We start from the raw sequence: 16,499 nt of genomic DNA on the forward strand, positions 1-16,499 counted from the left end.
CTCTCCGGACCCAAACCCTCCGGATCATGCCTACTGCTATGCGGTCCGCTCCACCGAACTCGGTGCATGCTCACCGCCCCCTTTCCAGATACCCCCGTCCGGCAAAACGATCCTAGCAAGCCACCCGACTCCGAAAAATGCTGTTTTCCAACCTCTTCCGGAATTCGGTGAATGGCAACGCGTAGGTCATCGCCCCGAGTCGCGGTGTCACCCGCTGCATCCAGCGTGTCTCTCGCGACTCGCCGAGCGTCACCGGCAGATGCGGGCGGGCGTTGCTGTGACATCCGTCTCGCTCAGCTGTGGCGCGGCCGATCCGGGCTCGTCCCGGAGCCGATCTCGTCGATCCGGCGGCGCGCCTGGCAGGGCGATTGGCATTTCCGAAGTGAGGTTCGGTACAGTCTCAGACGCAGACGACATCGAGGCGATCCCGTCGGTGTCGTGTGCCTGCGGGCGTAGTTCAATGGTAGAACCTCAGCCTTCCAAGCTGATGGTGCGGGTTCGATTCCCGTCGCCCGCTCTGGCGGTCCGCTGTGGCCCCTCCGGGATGTAGCGCAGCTTGGTAGCGCATCCGCTTTGGGAGCGGAGGGTCGCAGGTTCAAATCCTGTCATCCCGACTGTAATTTCTTGTTGCTCAACGAGATCCGGTCCCCCGGACTCCGGGGCCGATTCCGGTGAGGCCGGCGCAGATGGTGATGTCGGCGTCCTGGATGGCCAGGGTCGGCACCACCGGGAGCGGGTCCAGGATGCCGCAGTCTGCGAGCACCCGCTCGCCGATCACCAGCGGGGAGCTTCGGTCCGGCCATCACCTCACACCTCACACCTCACCGTAGGGTCACCGATGTGACCGATTTCGACAATGCCCTCGGTGGCGAGGTGATCACGCAGGTCGCCTGGGTGGTGACCGATATCGCCGCGACCGAGCAATTCCTGAGCGCCTGCTTCGGCGTGCGCGCCTGGACCCGGATGCCGGATGTGCACTTCGGTCCCGAAACCTGTTCCTACCGTGGCGAACCCGCGGATTTCACCGCGCATATCGGACTGTCCTATCGGGGCGCGACGCAGCTGGAGCTGATCCAACCGGTGCGCGGGGTGTCCATCTACTCCGAATTCCTCGACCGGTCCGGACCCGGATTGCACCACATTTGTTCCGAGCCCGCGGATTTCGATGCGGCGGTGGCGGCCGCGATCGCACGGGGAATCGAAATAGTGCAGCAGGGCAATATGTTCGGCGAAATGCGGTTCGCGTATCTCGACGGTGCGGCCGCGGGTGTGCCGTTCCTGGAACTCGCCGAGATCGGCCCGAATATGCGGAAGATGTTCGAGCGGATCCGGCGGGAGTCATGAGCGGCCGGTACGACCCTGAGCTCGAAATATAGACTCCGGCCATGAGATCAAGCGCCGGAGTCCTGCTGTTCCGCCGTGCCTCGGGGATCGAGGTGCTGCTGGGGCATATGGGCGGGCCGCTGTGGGCGCGCAAGGATCTGGGAGGCTGGTCGATTCCCAAGGGTGAATACGATCCCGAAGCCGAGGACGCGCGGGCGGCTGCGCGCCGGGAGTTCACCGAGGAGCTGGGACTGCCGGTGCCCGACGGGGAGTGGATCGAGCTCGGCGAGGTCCGATACGGCAGCGGAGGCAGTAGGAAAGAGCTGACCGTTTGGGCGGTCGAGGCGAATCTCGACACCGCACAGGTGAATCCGGGTACGTTCGAGATGCAATGGCCGCCGCGGTCCGGCCGGATGCAGCGGTTCCCGGAGGTCGATCGTGCCGAATGGTTCGACACCACCGTCGCTCGGGACAAGCTGAGCGCAGGTCAGCGCCCCTGCCTGGACCGCCTCGTCGAACATCTCGCACCCGGCTGACGCGCCTGCAGCAAATGCCCAGTCGGCTTGCAGGATTCTCCCAGCTTCGCTCGGTAGAGATAGGGCGGTGACTACCGTATTCCGGCGCACCCGCGCGATGCTGGGGCGTCGTGTATCGGCGGTCCCGCTGCGTATCGCGCTGGTCGTCGCCATGGTGAGTCTGGCCGGAATAGTCCTGGCCGCCTCCGGAATCGCGGTGACCTCCGCTCTGTCGAAGTCGTTGACCGACCGCACCGACGAGCAGTTGTTCGATGCGGCGCACAGCTGGGCCCGGCCCACGCCGATGAAGCTGATCAGCACCGGCGCCGGGGAGATGACCTGGGTTCCGGCCGATGCGACCGCGCCGCCGCCGAAACTCGGCTCGGCCGACCAGCCGCACCGTTTCTTCGAACTGCGCCGCGGTCCCGAGGGGGAGCTGTATCGCATTCAGCCCGATAAGACCACAACGATGCCGAAACTGTCCGGGCTGAAGGCGCGCACCCCGGTGACGGTCCCTTCCGCCGACGGTGCGGACACCAACTGGCGAGTTCTGTTGACCACCAACTCACATGGTTCGACCATCATCGGTCTGCCGCTCACCGACAATGTCGACATCGTCTCCAAACTGATCGGCTTCGAGATCGCCACCAGTGTGGGCGCGCTGGTCCTGCTGGGTGCGGGCGGCTATCTGGTGGTACGGCGCAGTCTGCGCCCGCTGAGTCAGGTGGAGGAGACCGCGGCCGCGATCGCCGGGGGCGATCTGAGCCGTCGTGTGCCGGTGCGCGACGTGGACACCGAGGTCGATCACCTCGCTCGTTCACTCAATGTGATGCTCACTCGGATCCAGCAGGGCGTCACCGCGACCGAGGCCTCGGAGGAGGCGGCGCGACGTTCGGAGGCCAAGATGCGGCAGTTCGTCGCCGATGCCAGTCACGAACTGCGCACCCCGTTGACGACCATCCGCGGTTTCGCCGAACTGTATCGCCAGGGCGCGAGTCAGGATCCGGCGCTGGTGCTCGAACGCATCGAGGCCGAGGCCGGGCGGATGGGCCTGCTGGTGGAGGATCTGCTGATGCTGGCGCGCATGGACGCGCAGCGCCCGCTGGAATCGGTCCCGGTGGATCTGCTGGCGCTGGCCGGTGACGTGGTGCACGGCGCACAGGCGATGGCCGCCAAGGAGGACGGCCCCAATCACCCTGTGGCGCTGGATATTCGGTCCGGTCCGGGCACGCTCGAGGTACCCGGCGACGCGGCCCGGCTGCGGCAGGTGCTGGCGAATCTGGTCGGCAACGCGATGGCGCACACGCCGCCGGGCACGCCGGTGACGGTGCGGCTGACGCCCGGGCAGGACGACGTGCGGATCGAGGTGAGCGATAAGGGGCCCGGTCTGTCGCCCGAGGCGGCCCCGCGCGTTTTCGAGCGGTTCTATCGCACCGACGCCTCCCGCGCGCGGGCCAGCGGCGGCAGCGGACTGGGTCTGTCGATCGTGCAGGCCTTGGTGACCGCGCACGGCGGTACCGTGCGGGTGGACACTGCCCCGGGCGAAGGGGCGACCTTCACCGTCGTGCTGCCGCGCACTCGTCCGCGATAACGGCAGGCCGAGAGTGAAATCGGCTCCCAGCGATCTCGCAGCTCCGATCCAGTGCCCACCAAGGCTGACCGTCGAATCTTGGTGACATGACCGAGACTTCGACCGTTACCGCTTCGACCGGCAGGGGCGCGGCGGTTACCGCGCCCGTCCTGGATGTGGTTGTTCCCGTTTACAACGAGGAACGTGATCTCGGCGTCTGCGTGCGCCGGTTGCACGAATTCCTCGGGGACGGCTTCCCGTTCAGCGCGCGGATCACCATCGCCGACAACGCGTCCACCGATGCCACCCTCGAGGTCGCGAACTATCTCGCGGCCGAACTGGACGGCGTGCGGGTGGTGCACCTGGACCGCAAGGGCCGCGGCCGGGCGCTGCGGGCAGTCTGGGAGGCCTCCGACGCACAGGTCGTCGCCTACATGGATGTCGACCTGTCCACCGATCTCAACGGGCTGTTGCCGCTGGTCGCTCCGCTGGTCTCCGGACATTCGGATCTGGCGATCGGCACCCGTCTGGCGAAGTCCTCCCGCGTGGTGCGTGGTCCCAAGCGCGAATTCATCTCTCGCTGCTACAACCTGATCCTGAAGGCCTCGCTGCAAGCGCGGTTCTCCGATGCGCAGTGCGGTTTCAAGGCCATGCGTACCGATGTGGCGCGCAAGCTGCTGCCGCTGGTGCAGGACGGCGAATGGTTTTTCGATACCGAGCTGCTGGTGCTGGCCGAGCGTTCCGGGTTGCGGATTCACGAGGTTCCGGTGGACTGGATCGATGATCCGAACTCGAGCGTGAACATCGTGGACACCGCGCGCAAGGATCTGGAAGGCGTCTGGCGGGTCAGCAAGGAGCTGGCCAAGGGGACGCTGCCGGTGAACGAGCTGCGCGCGGCCATCGGCCGTGAACCGCTGGTCGACGGGGTGCCGCTGGGCATGGTCGGGCAGCTGGTGCGATTCGGCATCATCGGGGTTATCTCGACGTTGGCCTACATGCTGTTGTATCTGGTGCTACAACCGCTGACCGGCCCGCAAGCCGCGAACTTTCTTGCGCTGCTGATCACCGCAGTCGGCAACACCGCGGCCAACCGGGCGTTCACCTTCGGTGTGCGCGGCTCGGCCAAGGCCCTTTCGCACCAGGTGCAGGGCCTGTTGATCTTCGCGTTCACCTGGTTCCTGACCAGTGGCTCGCTGTTCGCCCTGCACCACTGGGTTCCCGGTGCGTCCGTGCACGTGCAGTTGCTGGTGCTGGTGGTCGCGAATCTGGTCGCCACGCTGATCCGGTTCGTCGCCCTGCGCTGGGTGTTCCGCAACGCCGTTCCCGCCGCCGCGATCCGCAACGAGCGGGCCGCGAGCGAGATGGTCGCCGCCGACGCGGTCGACCCGCAGGCCGCGACCGCCGAGATGGCACTGGCCTCCCGGGGGGAGCGGCTGTACGCCGACTGATAACTCGATCGGTCATGGCCGGGGCCGGGATCCCATAGGACCCCGGCCCCGGTTGCGTCCGGGGCAGCTGTCCGCCGGAGACGGTTCCCAGCTTCTTCTCAGCATGGTCCCAGCAGAGGCGTGGACGGATGGACCATCATTGGTCGCCATGACCGACACCGCGATCGCGCCGAGTGTGCCGAGCAGACTGCCCGCCCGCCCGGGGCGACGCCTCCCGCGCCGGGAAGATCTGGCCGTGGCCCTGCTGCTGATCGGGACCGCCGTCGCCTATCTGTGGAATCTGGGCGTCAACGGGTGGGCCAACTCGTTCTACGCGGCCGCTGTGCAGTCCGGGGCGCATTCGTGGAAGGCGTTCTTCTTCGGTTCCTCCGACTGGGGCAATTCGATCACCGTCGACAAGACCCCGGCCTCGCTGTGGCCGATGGAGATATCGGCGCGGCTGTTCGGCATGCATCCGTGGAGCATGATGCTGCCGCAAGCGCTGCTGGGCATCGCCTCGGTGGCGCTGCTGTGGGCGACGTTGCGGCGCACGCACGGCAGTGCCGCGGGCGTTCTCGGTGGGCTCGCGCTGGCGGCGACTCCGGTCGCGGCGCTGATGTTGCGCTTCGACAACCCGGATACGCTGCTGGTATTCCTGATGCTCGCCGCGGTGTGGGCGATGACCCGCGCGCTCGAGGACGGGCGCTGGCGGTGGCTCGTGTTGTGCGGAGCATTCGTCGGATTCGGTTTCCTGGCAAAGCAATTGCAGGTGCTGCTGGTGCTGCCCGCGCTCGGGGTGACGTATCTGATCGCCGGGCCGCCGCGGGTGCTCACCCGGCTGCTGCAACTGTGCGCGGCCGGGGCGGCGATGATCGCGGGTGCGGGTTGGTGGGTTCTCGTCGCCCAGTTGTGGCCGGCTTCCTCGCGGCCGTACTTCGGTGGCTCCGAACATAATTCGATCATCGAGCTGACGCTCGGCTACAACGGGCTCGGCCGGCTGGGGGTCGGATCGTCGTCGAGCCCCGTTCCCGGGCCGCCCGGCGGGCACCAGCCCAAGGGGGGATTCTTCGGGTCCTCGCCCGGTATCACCCGGATGTTCCAGGAGACGGTCGGCGGTCAGATCGCCTGGCTGATCCCGGCGGCCATCGTGCTGCTCGTCGCGGGAATCCTGCTGCGCGGCAAGGTTTCCCGGACCGATCCGCAACGGGCCGCACTGCTGCTGTGGGGCGGCTGGATGCTGGTCACCGGACTCGTGTTCAGCTTCATGCGGGGTATCTTCCACCAGTACTACACCGTGGCCCTGGCGCCCGCGGTCGCCGGGACCGTGGGACTCGGCGCGGTGATGGCGTGGCGTGCGCGCGATCGGATGTGGGTTCGGTTCGCCGCGGCGTCGGCCGTCGCGCTGAGTACCGCCGCCGCGATTCTGCTGCTCTCCCGCACCCCCGATTTCGTGCCGTGGTTGCGTTGGGCGGTGCTGGTCGTCGGCGTGGCGGCCACGGTGGCACTGTTGATCCCCCGGCCACACGCCGTCGCGGTGGCGGCGGCGGTGGCCGCCGTGTTGACCGCGCTGGCCGGTCCGGTCGCCTATTCGCTGCAGACGATCGGGACGGCGCATTCCGGCGGCATCGTGCTGGCCGGTCCGAGGACACAGTTCGGCGATTTCCCCTTCGGTCCGCCGCCGATACCGGACGAGCCGGAGCGCGGTGCGAGCACGCCGGGGCAGCGGAACGGCCACGGCGCGCCCGCCGACGCGCAAACCCCTGCGAACCGGACGGGCAGAGGGCATCAGGGGCCGTTCGGCGGCCCTCCCGACCCGGCGCTGATCGCGAAGTTGCGTGACGGCGGCCCGAACCACACCTGGACCGCGGCGTCGGTGGGTTCGATGACGTCCTCGGACCTACAACTGGCATCCGGCTACCCGGTGATGCCGGTCGGTGGTTTCGCCGGTGGTGACCCGTCGCCGACGTTGCGGCAGTTCCAGGACTACGTCTCCCACGGCCGGATCCACTACTTCATCGGCCGGCCCGAGGGCATGCGCGGTCCCGGTTCTCGGGATCGGACCTCCACGGCATCGCAGATCACCCGGTGGGTCGAACAGCACTACACCGCGACGGCCATCGGTGGCCTGCCGGTCTACGACCTCACCGCGCCGCAGCACGCGGCGCGATAACCGGTTCGGGCCGACCGGCCGGCACGGAGCGATTCTCCGAGCCGACCGGCATGGTTCCGGAGCCGGATGGGCCGGTCGGCCCGCGGGGTGTCACATCCGGAGTGGTTGCCGCGGAAGGGAAGCGAAGGAAAACCGCCGGGGTCCGGTGCATCGTGATGCGCGGCCGGTTCGCGACGCCGCCTACAGGCGTGGGTCGACCGGTTCGGACTCCAAGGCCAGGACCGCGAAGACGGCCTCGTGGACGCGCCACAGCGGCTCGCCCGCGACGAAGCGATCGAGCGATTCCAGGCCCAGCGCGTATTCGCGCAGGGCCATGGAGCGTTTGCGGCCGAGGCCGCGAGAGCGCAGCCGGCGCAGCTGGTCGGGGCGCAGGTACTCCGGGCCGTAGATGATTCGAAGATATTCCGGCCCACGGCATTTCACGCCCGGCTGTACGAGACGGCCGCTGCCCGCGGCGGTTCCGTGCGTCAGTGCCTCGAGTGGTTTGACCACCATGCCCTCGCCGCCGGCCGCGGTGAGGGCGGCCCACCAGGCCGTCGCTTCGGCCTCGGAGCCGGGGTCGGACAGCCGCACGATCATCCGACGGGTTCGGGTGAACAACCCGGTATCCGCGGCGGCGAGCGCATCCAGCTTGTCGAGATGCCATTCATGTTCGCGCACAGCGTAATTCACGCCCTCGGCGGCCAGGATCTGGAACGGTGCCAGCCGTAGGCCGTCCAGGCCCGCCACCGGCCAGCAGTAGCGGCCGTAGGCGGTGGTGAACGCGTCGGCGTCCGCGCGGCGGGCGGTCGTGCGGGCGGCGAGCTCGCCCACGTCCTGACCGCGTGCGGCCACGGCCGCGACGATCTCCGCCGCTGCTTCGAGCGACGCCCGTGCCGCCGCGCCGACGGCCGCGTACTGATCGCGCAGCAGACCCATCGCCTTGGCCGACCACGGCATGATTTCCGCGTCCAGGGCGAACCAGTCCGATGCCAATTCCTCGAACAGTCCGGAACTTTCGGCCGCGACTCGGATTCGGCTCAGCACTTCCTCGGTCAACGCCGGATCGCCGAAGAACGGGCGGCCGGTGCGGGTGTACACCGCGCCGGTGCTGCCGTCGTCGATGCCGAACCGGTCGCGGGCGGTCGCCGCCGTGCGGGTCAGCACGGCGATCGCGCGTGAACCCATATGCTTCTCCTGGCACACCACGGCCGGGACGCCCTCGGTGCGGTAGTACGCGAACGCCTGTGCCGGATGTTCCAGCAGATCCTCGGAATCGGCCGTGGCGCAGGGCGACATCGTCGGCGGCAGGTGGATCAGCCAGCGCGGGTCCACCGCGAATCGGCTCATCACCTCCAGCGCCGCGCCCGCGTTCTCCTCCTGGACGCTCACCCGCCCGAGCCGGCGGGTCTCCACCACGCGGCGGCCGAGTACATCCTCCAGCTCGAGGACGCCCGGATCACGGTGCGTCGCACCGCCCGGTGCCCCGGCATCGGCCGTTAGCGGGCGCGCAGGCTCGCACCAGACCTGTTGCGCGGGAACCGATACCGGCTCGCGCTCGGGATAGCGCAATGCGCTGAGACGCCCGCCGAAGACCACGCCGGTGTCCAGGCACAGCGTGTTGTTCACCCAGCGCAGTTCGGTGGTCGGGGTGTGCCCGTACAGGACCGTCGCCCGGCCGCGATAGTCCCGCGCCCACGGGTAGCGGACCGGCAGGCCGAATTCGTCGGTCTCCCCGGTGGTTTCGCCGTACATCGCGAACTGGCGGACCCGGCCCGAGGCCCGGCCGTGGTACTCCTGCTTCAGTCCGGCGTGCGCGACCACGAGATCGCCGCCGTCCAGGACGTAGTGTCCGATCAGTCCTCGGCAGAATTCGTGTGCGGCCCTGCGGAATTCGTCATCCTCTCGCTCCAGCTGGGCCAGCGATTCGGCCAGTCCGTGCGCGATGGTGACCTTTCGCCCGTCCAGGGCCCGGACCAGCTTGAACTCGTGGTTTCCGGTCACGCACAGTGCATGTCCGGCCTCGACCATGCCCATGACCAGCCGAAGCACGCCGGGGGTGTCGGGGCCGCGATCGACCAGATCGCCGACGAATACCGCCGTGCGCCCGTCGGGGTGCTGCGCGTCCACCGGACGCCCGGCCTCGTCGCGTCGCAGGGCATAGCCCAGTTCGCCCAACAGCGTCTCCAATTCGGCGCGGCAGCCGTGCACGTCACCGATCACGTCGAACGGGCCGGTCAGCTCGCGCCGGTCGTTCCAGAGCTTCTCGTCGACCACGGTCGCCGCGTCGATCTCCTCGACGCCGCGCAGCACGTACACCCGGCGGAAACCCTCACGTTCCAGACTGCGCAGGCTGCGGCGCAGATCGCGCTGCTGCCGGGTCACCACGTGCGCACCCAGGTGGGCGCGTTCGGCGCGTCGCGAGTTGCGGTCCAGGCACACCCGGTCGGGGACGTCCAGCACGATCGCGACCGGGAGCACATCGTGTTCGCGGGCCAGGCGGATCAGCTCCTGACGCCCGGGCTGCTGCACATTGGTCGCATCGACGACGGTCCGCAGCCCGCGGCGCAACCGCACGCCGGCGATGTGATGCAGGAGCGAGAAGGCGTCGTCGGTGGCTGACTGATCGTTCTCGTCGTCGCTGACGATGCCGCGGCAGGCGTCGGAGGAGACGATCGCGGTGTGCGGAAAATGCTTGTGCGCGAAGGTGGACTTACCCGAGCCGGTGCAGCCGACCAATGCCACCAGGGACAATTCGGGGACGGACAGTTCGGCCATCACGCCGCTCCCTTCCCGGCCGCCCGCGCCCGCTTGTCGAACACTGCCAACTGCGTCGGAGAGCCGTATGCCGGATCCTGCGGGCCGACCGGCTCGAAACGCACGTCGTACCCGTGCGTTCCGGCCACACGGAGCGCCCACGCCTCGAATTCCGCACGGCTCCACTCGAATCGGTGGTCCGGATGCCGGAACGATCCGGCGGGCAACGTATCGAACAGCGTGTTGTATTCGCCGTTCGGCGTCGTCACGATCACCGAACCCGGCGCGGCGGAACCGAATACCGCCTGTTCCAGTGCACCCAACCGAGGCGGATCGACATGTTCGACGACCTCCATCAGCACCGCTGCGTCGAACCCCCGCAACGCGGCGTCGCTGTAGGTCAGCGCCCCCTGCCGCAACGTGATCCGCTCGGCCACCCGGCGCGGCGCGCGGTCCAGCCGCAGCCGCCGCTGCGCGATCCGCAACGCCCGCATCGACACATCCACCCCCACGATCTCGGTGAACATCTTGTCCGACAGCAGTTCCCGCAACAGCGCCCCTTCACCGCAGCCGAGATCCAGCACCCGCCGGGCGCCCACGTCGTGCAGTGCGCGGACCACTGCGGCACGCCGCGCGACAGCCAGGGTCGGCCGCACCTCCCGGGCCGAGTCCGCTTCGCCCGCTCGGGTACCCGAGTTCGATGCGTCCTGCGACGTGCCCGAGGTCGTGGGCGGTTCGGCCTCGGCGAGATCGCAGACGGATTCAGTGGTTCCGGTTGACGGTGCTGCCGCATGCGCGCGGCCGCTGGCGGGTTCGATGGCCGTGTCCGGCCCCGCGTGCCTGCCGGACCGAACAGTGCACGCCTCGAGGAGCGTCGTGCCGCATCGGTCATCGGCTACACCGGCACCGTCCTCGCAAGCCGCTGTGTCCGAGGCGTATTCGGCCACATCGGCCTCGTCGACCGCATCGATCGACTCCGGAGCGGTGTCGTCGATCTCGGCCAGGCGAGCCAGGGCGGTGCGGACCAGGGAGTGCTTGCGGGCCAGGTAGCGCCGGGTGATCCAGGTGCGCTCGGGGTGGGTGGGTAGCCAGCCGGAGCCCGCGCGCAGGAGTTTGTCGATCTCGTCCGCGGCGAGCCAGTAGTGCTTGCTGCCGTCCAGGACCGGCAGCAGCACGTACAGGTGCGAGAGCGCCTCGGCCAGACGTATCGTGCCGGTCAATTCCAGTCGTACGTAATGGGATTCGCCCCACTCGGGAAATGCCGGGTCGAGGGCGATCGGGGTCGCGCGGACCCGCCAGCCCAGCGGTGCGAACATCCGCTCGACCGTGTCCGGGCCGCCCCTGCACGGCACCGCGGGCAGTTCGATCCGCAGCGGCAACGCACCGGCCGCGAGCTCGGGCCGCTGGTCGCACCGGCCGTGCAGGGCGCTGGAGAACACCGTCGAGATCGCCACCGACAGCAGTGAGGACGCCGCATACGGTCGGTCGTTGACATACTGACCGAGGCTGAATTCCGCTGTGTCGCGGTTCTTTCCGCGTACCAATCGGACCGGATCGATCTCCAGCAGCAGCGCCGCGGTGCAGCGCTGCTCGGTCGCCTCGGGATACAGCACGTGCGCCGACCCGTAGGACTGCTCGAACACCTGCGCTCGCGCGGGGTTCTTGTGCAGCAGAAAGCCCAGGTCGGTGGCGGCCCAATCGGCGCCTTCGGCTCGGGTACAGGTGATGGTCAGCAACACCCTGCGATCTTCGCCCCCGCGTGTCTGCCGCGGCAACCCAATTCCGGACACCGCCGCGGCGGGGTCACTCCGCGCGATACGGCCATTTCCACTCGGCGACCGCCGGGATGTCCACCCCGTGTTCGCGGGTCCACGCGCGGGCCGCCAGCCGGGCGTCCACCATCTCCTGCCGCAGTCCGGCCGCGCGCTCGCGCAGGCCGGGCACCCGGTCCACGACATCCATGACCAGGTGGTACCGGTCCAGGTCGTTGAGCATGACCATATCGAAAGGCGTTGTCGTGGTGCCCTTTTCCTTGTACCCGCGGACGTGCAGACCGCCGTGGTTGGTGCGGCGGTAGGTCAGGCGGTGGATCAGCCACGGATAACCGTGGAAGGCGAAGATCACCGGCCGGTCGGTGGTGAACAGGGTGTCGAACTCCCTGTCGGGGAGCCCGTGCGGATGCTCCTCCCGGGGCATCAGACGCATCAGATCGACCACGTTCACCACGCGGATCCGCAACTGCGGCAGTCGTTCTCGCAGGATTGCCGTGGCCGCCAGGGTCTCCAGCGTCGGCACGTCGCCGGCACAGGCCAGGACCACATCGGGGCTGGTGCCGATCTCGTCGTTGTGCCCGGCCCACTCCCAGATGCCGATGCCGCGGGTGCAGTGCGTGCCGGCGTCGGACACCGAAAGCCAGTCCGCCTGCGGCTGTTTGCCCGCGACGACGACGTTCACATAGTGACGCGAACGCAAGCAGTGATCGTAGGTGGACAGCAGGGTGTTGGCGTCCGGCGGCAGATACACCCGCACGATCAAGGGGCTCTTGTTCAGCACGACGTCCAGGAATCCCGGATCCTGGTGGGTGAATCCGTTGTGGTCCTGCCGCCACACATGCGAGGACAGCAGATAGTTCAGGCTCGCGATGGGACGTCGCCACGGGACCGCGGCGCTGGCATCGAGCCATTTGGCGTGCTGGTTGAACATCGCGTCGACGATGTGGATGAACGCCTCGTAGCAGGTGAACACCCCGTGCCTGCCGGTGAGCAGATAACCCTCCAGCAACCCCTGGCACATGTGCTCGGACAGCACCTCCACGACTCTGCCGGTGCGATCGAGTTTCACGTCGTTCGCACCGATCTCGGCCTGCCAGCTGCGGCCGGTCACCTCGAGGATGTCCTGTAATCGGTTGCTGGCCAGCTCATCCGGGGCGAAGGTGAGGAAGTTGTCCGGATTTGCCGCGGTGACATCGCGCAGCCAGGTGCCCAGCACCCGGGTGGCCTCGTGATCGGTCGAGCCCGGCGCGGGCACGTCGACGCCGTAGTCCCGCCAATCCGGCAGCCGCAGATCGCGGACGAGCGCGCCGCCGTTGCTCACCGGGTTGGCGCTCATCCGGCGGTTCCCGAGCGGCGCGAGGGCCCGCAGCGCGGGCGTCGGCGCACCCGTGTCGTCGAACAACTCCTGCGGCCGGTAGGACCGCAGCCACTGTTCGAGCACCGCTCGATGCCGGGCATCGGTGCGGGCCGCGGGCAGCGGCACCTGATGGGCGCGGAAGGTGCCCTCGACCCGTTCGCCGTCGACCAGCGGGGGACAGGTCCAGCCCTTGGGTGTGCGCAGCACGATCATCGGCCAGATCGGGCGTTCGTCAACGCCGTCCTCGCGCGCGGCGCGCTGGATCTCCGCGATGCGGTCCAGGCAGCTGTCCACGGCCGCGGCGGTGGCCTGGTGCACTTCGGCCGGATCGCTGCCCGCGACGATGATCGGCTCGTAGCCGTACCCGCGCAGCAGCGAGATCAACTCCGATTCCGGAATGCGGGCCAGCACAGTGGGATTGGCGATCTTGTATTCGTTCAGCGCCAGCACCGGCAGCACCGCGCCGTCCCGGCTTGCGTTGAGGAATTTGTTCGCGTGCCAGCTGCCGGCCAGCGGACCGGTCTCTGCCTCACCGTCGCCGATGACGCAGAACACCGTCAGGTTCGGATGGTCCAGCGCCGCGCCGAAGGCGTGCAGCAGCGAGTATCCGAGTTCACCGCCCTCGTGGAACGAACCGGGCGTCTCCGGGGCGCAGTGACTCGGCACCCCGCCCGGATAGGAGAACTGGGCGAACAGTTCGCGCATCCCGTCGGCGTCGCGGGCGATATGGCTGTACAGCTCCGAATACGTGCCCTCGAGCCAGCCGCAGGCGTTCGGTCCCGGCCCGCCGTGGCCCGGCCCGGCCACGAAGACCGCGTCGAGGTCACGGGCCAGGATCGCCCGATTGGCATGTGCCCAAATTAGATTCAAGCCGGGAACCGTGCCGAAATGCCCGAGCAGACGCGGTTTGATGTGCGCGGGTTCGAGCGGCGTGCGCAGCAGCGGGTTGGCCGTCAGATAGATCTGCCCGACCGCCAGATAGTTCGCCGCACGCCACCACGCGTCCAGATTCGCGAGTTCCGCACCACTGAGCGGACCCGCCGCGTCGGACAGGCGATAAGGCTGCGGCGCGCGGGTCTCACCGCCGTGACCGCCGATATTGTCGGCCGAGGTGTCCTCGATGATGGTTGCCGGATCGGACATTGCGCAGAATCCCCTCTCGAATGGAGGTCGTGCTGGGCTCGAGACGATGCGAGACGTAATCGCTTCTGATCCGGTTCTCACGTTACCGGGCTCGGCGCGCGGCAGCACGGTGGATTAGGGTGCGGCGCATGCACACACTGGCCAGAATTCTCGGCGCGACGGCGGTCACGGCGGCCGCGGTCGCGCTCACCGCGTGCAGCAGTAGCAGCAGCCCCTCGTCGTCCCCGGCGAGCTCGACCACCGCCGCGGCCTCGACGGCCGCGCAGGCACAGTCCGCCGCACCGGCGAGCCACGGGCGCGAATGCACCGCCGACGACGTCAAGACCACCGGCGGATTCGGCCAGGCGCCGACCATCACCATCCCCGACGACTGCGATCCGCCCACACATCTGGTGACCAAGGATCTGATCACCGGAACCGGGCCGGCCGCGAAGTCCGGCGATCAGGTCAGCATGAACTACACCCTGGTCACCTGGTCGGACAAGAAGAAGCTGGACAGCTCCTTCGATCGGCACGAGCCCTTCCCGCTGCAACTCGGCGCGGGCCAGGTCATCCCCGGCTGGGATCAGGGCCTGGTGGGGATCCGGCAGGGCGGTCGCCGACTGCTGATCATCCCGCCCAACCTCGGCTACGGCGAGGGCGGCAACGGCATCAAGCCCAACGAAACCCTGGTCTTCGTCACCGACGCGGTGAAAGTCGGTAGCTGACGCGCCTTCGGGCCGTCGGCGGGTGTCGTCGGAGCGCCGGTCATTTGTCGGATATGCCTAGTAGTGTTCGGCGAACAGGGGAACGCCCGTCTGTTGTCCGGTGACGAAGCAGCGGTCCGACGGTGCAGGGAGGCGAAGGGGATCGTGCCGTGTGGTCGAGCCGCCGGGTCGTGATGGAGGCCCGGTACCGGCTGCCGGCCGTCCGCGGGGAACAACAGCGAGTCGGCTGTGTGCTCCGCGGGGCGGCATCCTGGCCGGTTTCTGCCCGCAGACCGGGGTCGACTAGGCTGTTCGGGATGTATCCGGGGGACGAACAGAAGACTTTCGACAACCAGTGAACAACGAACAAGGAGCATGTCCGTGAAGAGCACCGTCGAGCAGCTGAGCCCGACCCGGGTCCGCATCAACGTCGAGGTGCCCTTCGAGGAGCTGAAGCCGGACTTCGATCGAGCCTACAAGGCGTTGGCCGGTCAGGTTCGTATTCCGGGCTTCCGCCCGGGTAAGGCCCCGGCCAAGCTGCTCGAGGCCCGGCTGGGACGCGGCGCGGTCCTCGAACAGGTCGTCAACGACGCCCTCCCTGCCCGCTACAGCGAGGCCGTGACCACCAGCGACGTCAAGGTCATCGGTCGTCCGGAGATCGAGATCACCAAGATCGAGGATGGCCAGGAGCTGGCTTTCACCGCCGAGGTGGACGTTCGCCCCGAGATCACCCTGCCCGACTTCTCGAGCATCGCGGTCACGGTGGACCCGATCGCGATCGAGGATGCGGACATCGAGGAGCAGCTGCAGTCGCTGCGCCAGCGGTTCGGCACCCTGACCACCGCCGAGCGCGCGGTGCAGGACGGCGACTTCGTCTCCATCGACCTGTCCGCCACGGTCGACGGCCAGGAGGTCCCGGAGGCATCCACCACCGGGCTGTCCCACGAGGTCGGGTCGGGCCAGCTGATCGAGGGCCTGGACGAGACCCTGATCGGCCTGAACGCCGAGGAGTCCAAGGAGTTCACCTCCACGCTGGTCGCCGGTGAGCACGCCGGTAAGGAGGCGGTCATCACCGTCAAGGTGAACTCGGTCAAGGAGCGCGAGCTGCCCGAGGCCGATGACGAATTCGCGCAGCTGGCCAGCGAATTCGACACCATCGACGAGCTGAAGGACGATCTGCGCACCCGCGTCGAGCGGGTCAAGAAGGTCGAGCAGGCGGGCGTCATCCGCGACAAGGTGCTCGAGTCGCTGCTCGAGCAGACCGAGGTGCCGCTGCCCGAGGGCGCGGTGCAGGCCGAGATCGATGCGGTCCTGCACGACGCCGTGCACGGCTTCGACCACGACGAGGCCAAGTTCGCCGAGGCGCTCGAGGCGCAGGGCTCCTCCCGCGAGGAGTTCGACAAGGACACCAAGGAGTCCGCGGAGAAGTCGGTCAAGACCCAGCTGCTGCTGGACGCGGTCGCCGACGCCGAGGACACCCAGGTCGGCCAGGACGAGCTGACCGAGCGGATCCTGTTCCAGTCGCAGCGCTACGGCCTGTCGCCGGAGCAGTTCATCCAGCAGATCCAGCAGGCCGGGCAGCTCGGCGCGATCTTCGCCGACGTGCGCCGCGGCAAGGCGCTGGCCGGTGTGGTCGGCCAGGTGACGGTCACCGACACCGCGGGCAATACGGTGGACACCGACGAGATGTTCGGCGGCCCTGCCGATTCCGAGGACGAGGGTCAGGACGAGCAGGCCGCGGAGGCGGCTGCCGCGACCGCCGAGTGACAAAAGGGATTCGTGGCGAAGTTGCGCCGCGCG

At 68.4% G+C, this 16,499-nt stretch carries 11 protein-coding genes and 2 tRNA genes; 9 read left to right on the top strand and 4 right to left on the bottom strand.

The window, feature by feature from the left end; translation table 11 throughout:
* Positions 1–446: 446 nt before the first annotated feature.
* Positions 447–517: transfer RNA gene (locus tag NV1_RS13935), tRNA-Gly, on the top strand.
* A gap of 23 nt (positions 518–540) precedes the next feature.
* Positions 541–614 (top strand) — tRNA-Pro (locus NV1_RS13940).
* Positions 615–631: 17 nt separating this feature from the next.
* On the opposite strand, the gene NV1_RS43465 is transcribed toward NV1_RS13940, so the two are convergent.
* Positions 632–778 carry a hypothetical protein gene (locus NV1_RS43465; protein WP_157116898.1) on the bottom strand — a complete coding sequence of 49 codons (147 nt, stop codon included), beginning with the start codon at positions 776–778 and terminating at the stop codon, positions 632–634.
* A 62-nt stretch (positions 779–840) separates the two neighbouring features.
* On the opposite strand from NV1_RS43465, the gene NV1_RS13945 reads away from it, so the two are divergent.
* From NV1_RS13945 to NV1_RS13965, 5 genes are all read left to right on the top strand, one after another.
* The gene (locus NV1_RS13945; RefSeq protein ID WP_245713712.1) at positions 841–1,344 is read left to right on the top strand and encodes a VOC family protein; all 504 of its coding nucleotides are present in this window, start codon (positions 841–843) and stop codon (positions 1,342–1,344) included.
* Positions 1,345–1,385: 41 nt separating this feature from the next.
* Complete coding sequence (locus NV1_RS13950; RefSeq protein ID WP_067890702.1) at positions 1,386–1,859, top strand: NUDIX hydrolase; 474 nt, start codon at positions 1,386–1,388, stop codon at positions 1,857–1,859.
* Positions 1,860–1,956: 97 nt separating this feature from the next.
* Positions 1,957–3,429 carry a sensor histidine kinase gene (locus NV1_RS13955; protein ID WP_067890740.1) on the top strand — a complete coding sequence of 491 codons (1,473 nt, stop codon included), beginning with the start codon at positions 1,957–1,959 and terminating at the stop codon, positions 3,427–3,429.
* Between the two features lie 86 nt (positions 3,430–3,515).
* Entirely contained in the window at positions 3,516–4,856 is a 1,341-nt protein-coding gene (locus NV1_RS13960) for a bifunctional glycosyltransferase family 2/GtrA family protein (protein WP_084525359.1), read from the top strand.
* Between the two features lie 148 nt (positions 4,857–5,004).
* Positions 5,005–7,005 carry an ArnT family glycosyltransferase gene (locus tag NV1_RS13965; RefSeq protein WP_067890705.1) on the top strand — a complete coding sequence of 667 codons (2,001 nt, stop codon included), beginning with the start codon at positions 5,005–5,007 and terminating at the stop codon, positions 7,003–7,005.
* 180 nt (positions 7,006–7,185) lie between these two features.
* On the opposite strand, the gene NV1_RS13970 is transcribed toward NV1_RS13965, so the two are convergent.
* The 3 genes from NV1_RS13970 to NV1_RS13980 all read right to left on the bottom strand — a co-directional run bounded on the left by NV1_RS13970 (position 7,186) and on the right by NV1_RS13980 (position 14,013).
* Positions 7,186–9,762, bottom strand: coding sequence for a polynucleotide kinase-phosphatase (locus tag NV1_RS13970; RefSeq protein WP_067890743.1), 2,577 nt, complete (start codon positions 9,760–9,762; stop codon positions 7,186–7,188).
* Positions 9,762–11,480: a 3' terminal RNA ribose 2'-O-methyltransferase Hen1 gene (locus NV1_RS13975; RefSeq protein WP_067890708.1), complete on the bottom strand. Its 1,719-nt coding sequence runs from the start codon at positions 11,478–11,480 to the stop codon at positions 9,762–9,764. The genes NV1_RS13970 and NV1_RS13975 overlap by 1 nt, the downstream gene beginning before the upstream one ends.
* A gap of 64 nt (positions 11,481–11,544) precedes the next feature.
* The gene (locus NV1_RS13980; protein ID WP_084525360.1) at positions 11,545–14,013 is read right to left on the bottom strand and encodes a phosphoketolase family protein; all 2,469 of its coding nucleotides are present in this window, start codon (positions 14,011–14,013) and stop codon (positions 11,545–11,547) included.
* A gap of 128 nt (positions 14,014–14,141) precedes the next feature.
* Here NV1_RS13980 and NV1_RS13985 point away from each other — a divergent pair, with 128 nt between their 5' ends.
* Positions 14,142–14,720 (top strand): FKBP-type peptidyl-prolyl cis-trans isomerase, encoded by a 579-nt coding sequence (locus NV1_RS13985; protein WP_067890711.1) that lies wholly within the window; start codon positions 14,142–14,144, stop codon positions 14,718–14,720.
* Between the two features lie 360 nt (positions 14,721–15,080).
* On the top strand, positions 15,081–16,466 hold the full coding sequence (tig, locus tag NV1_RS13990; protein ID WP_067890748.1) for a trigger factor: 1,386 nt from the start codon (positions 15,081–15,083) through the stop codon (positions 16,464–16,466).
* The last annotated feature ends 33 nt before the right edge of the window (positions 16,467–16,499 follow it).

The organism is Nocardia vaccinii NBRC 15922, assembly GCF_001613305.1.
In the GTDB taxonomy this organism is placed as follows: domain Bacteria; phylum Actinomycetota; class Actinomycetes; order Mycobacteriales; family Mycobacteriaceae; genus Nocardia; species Nocardia vaccinii.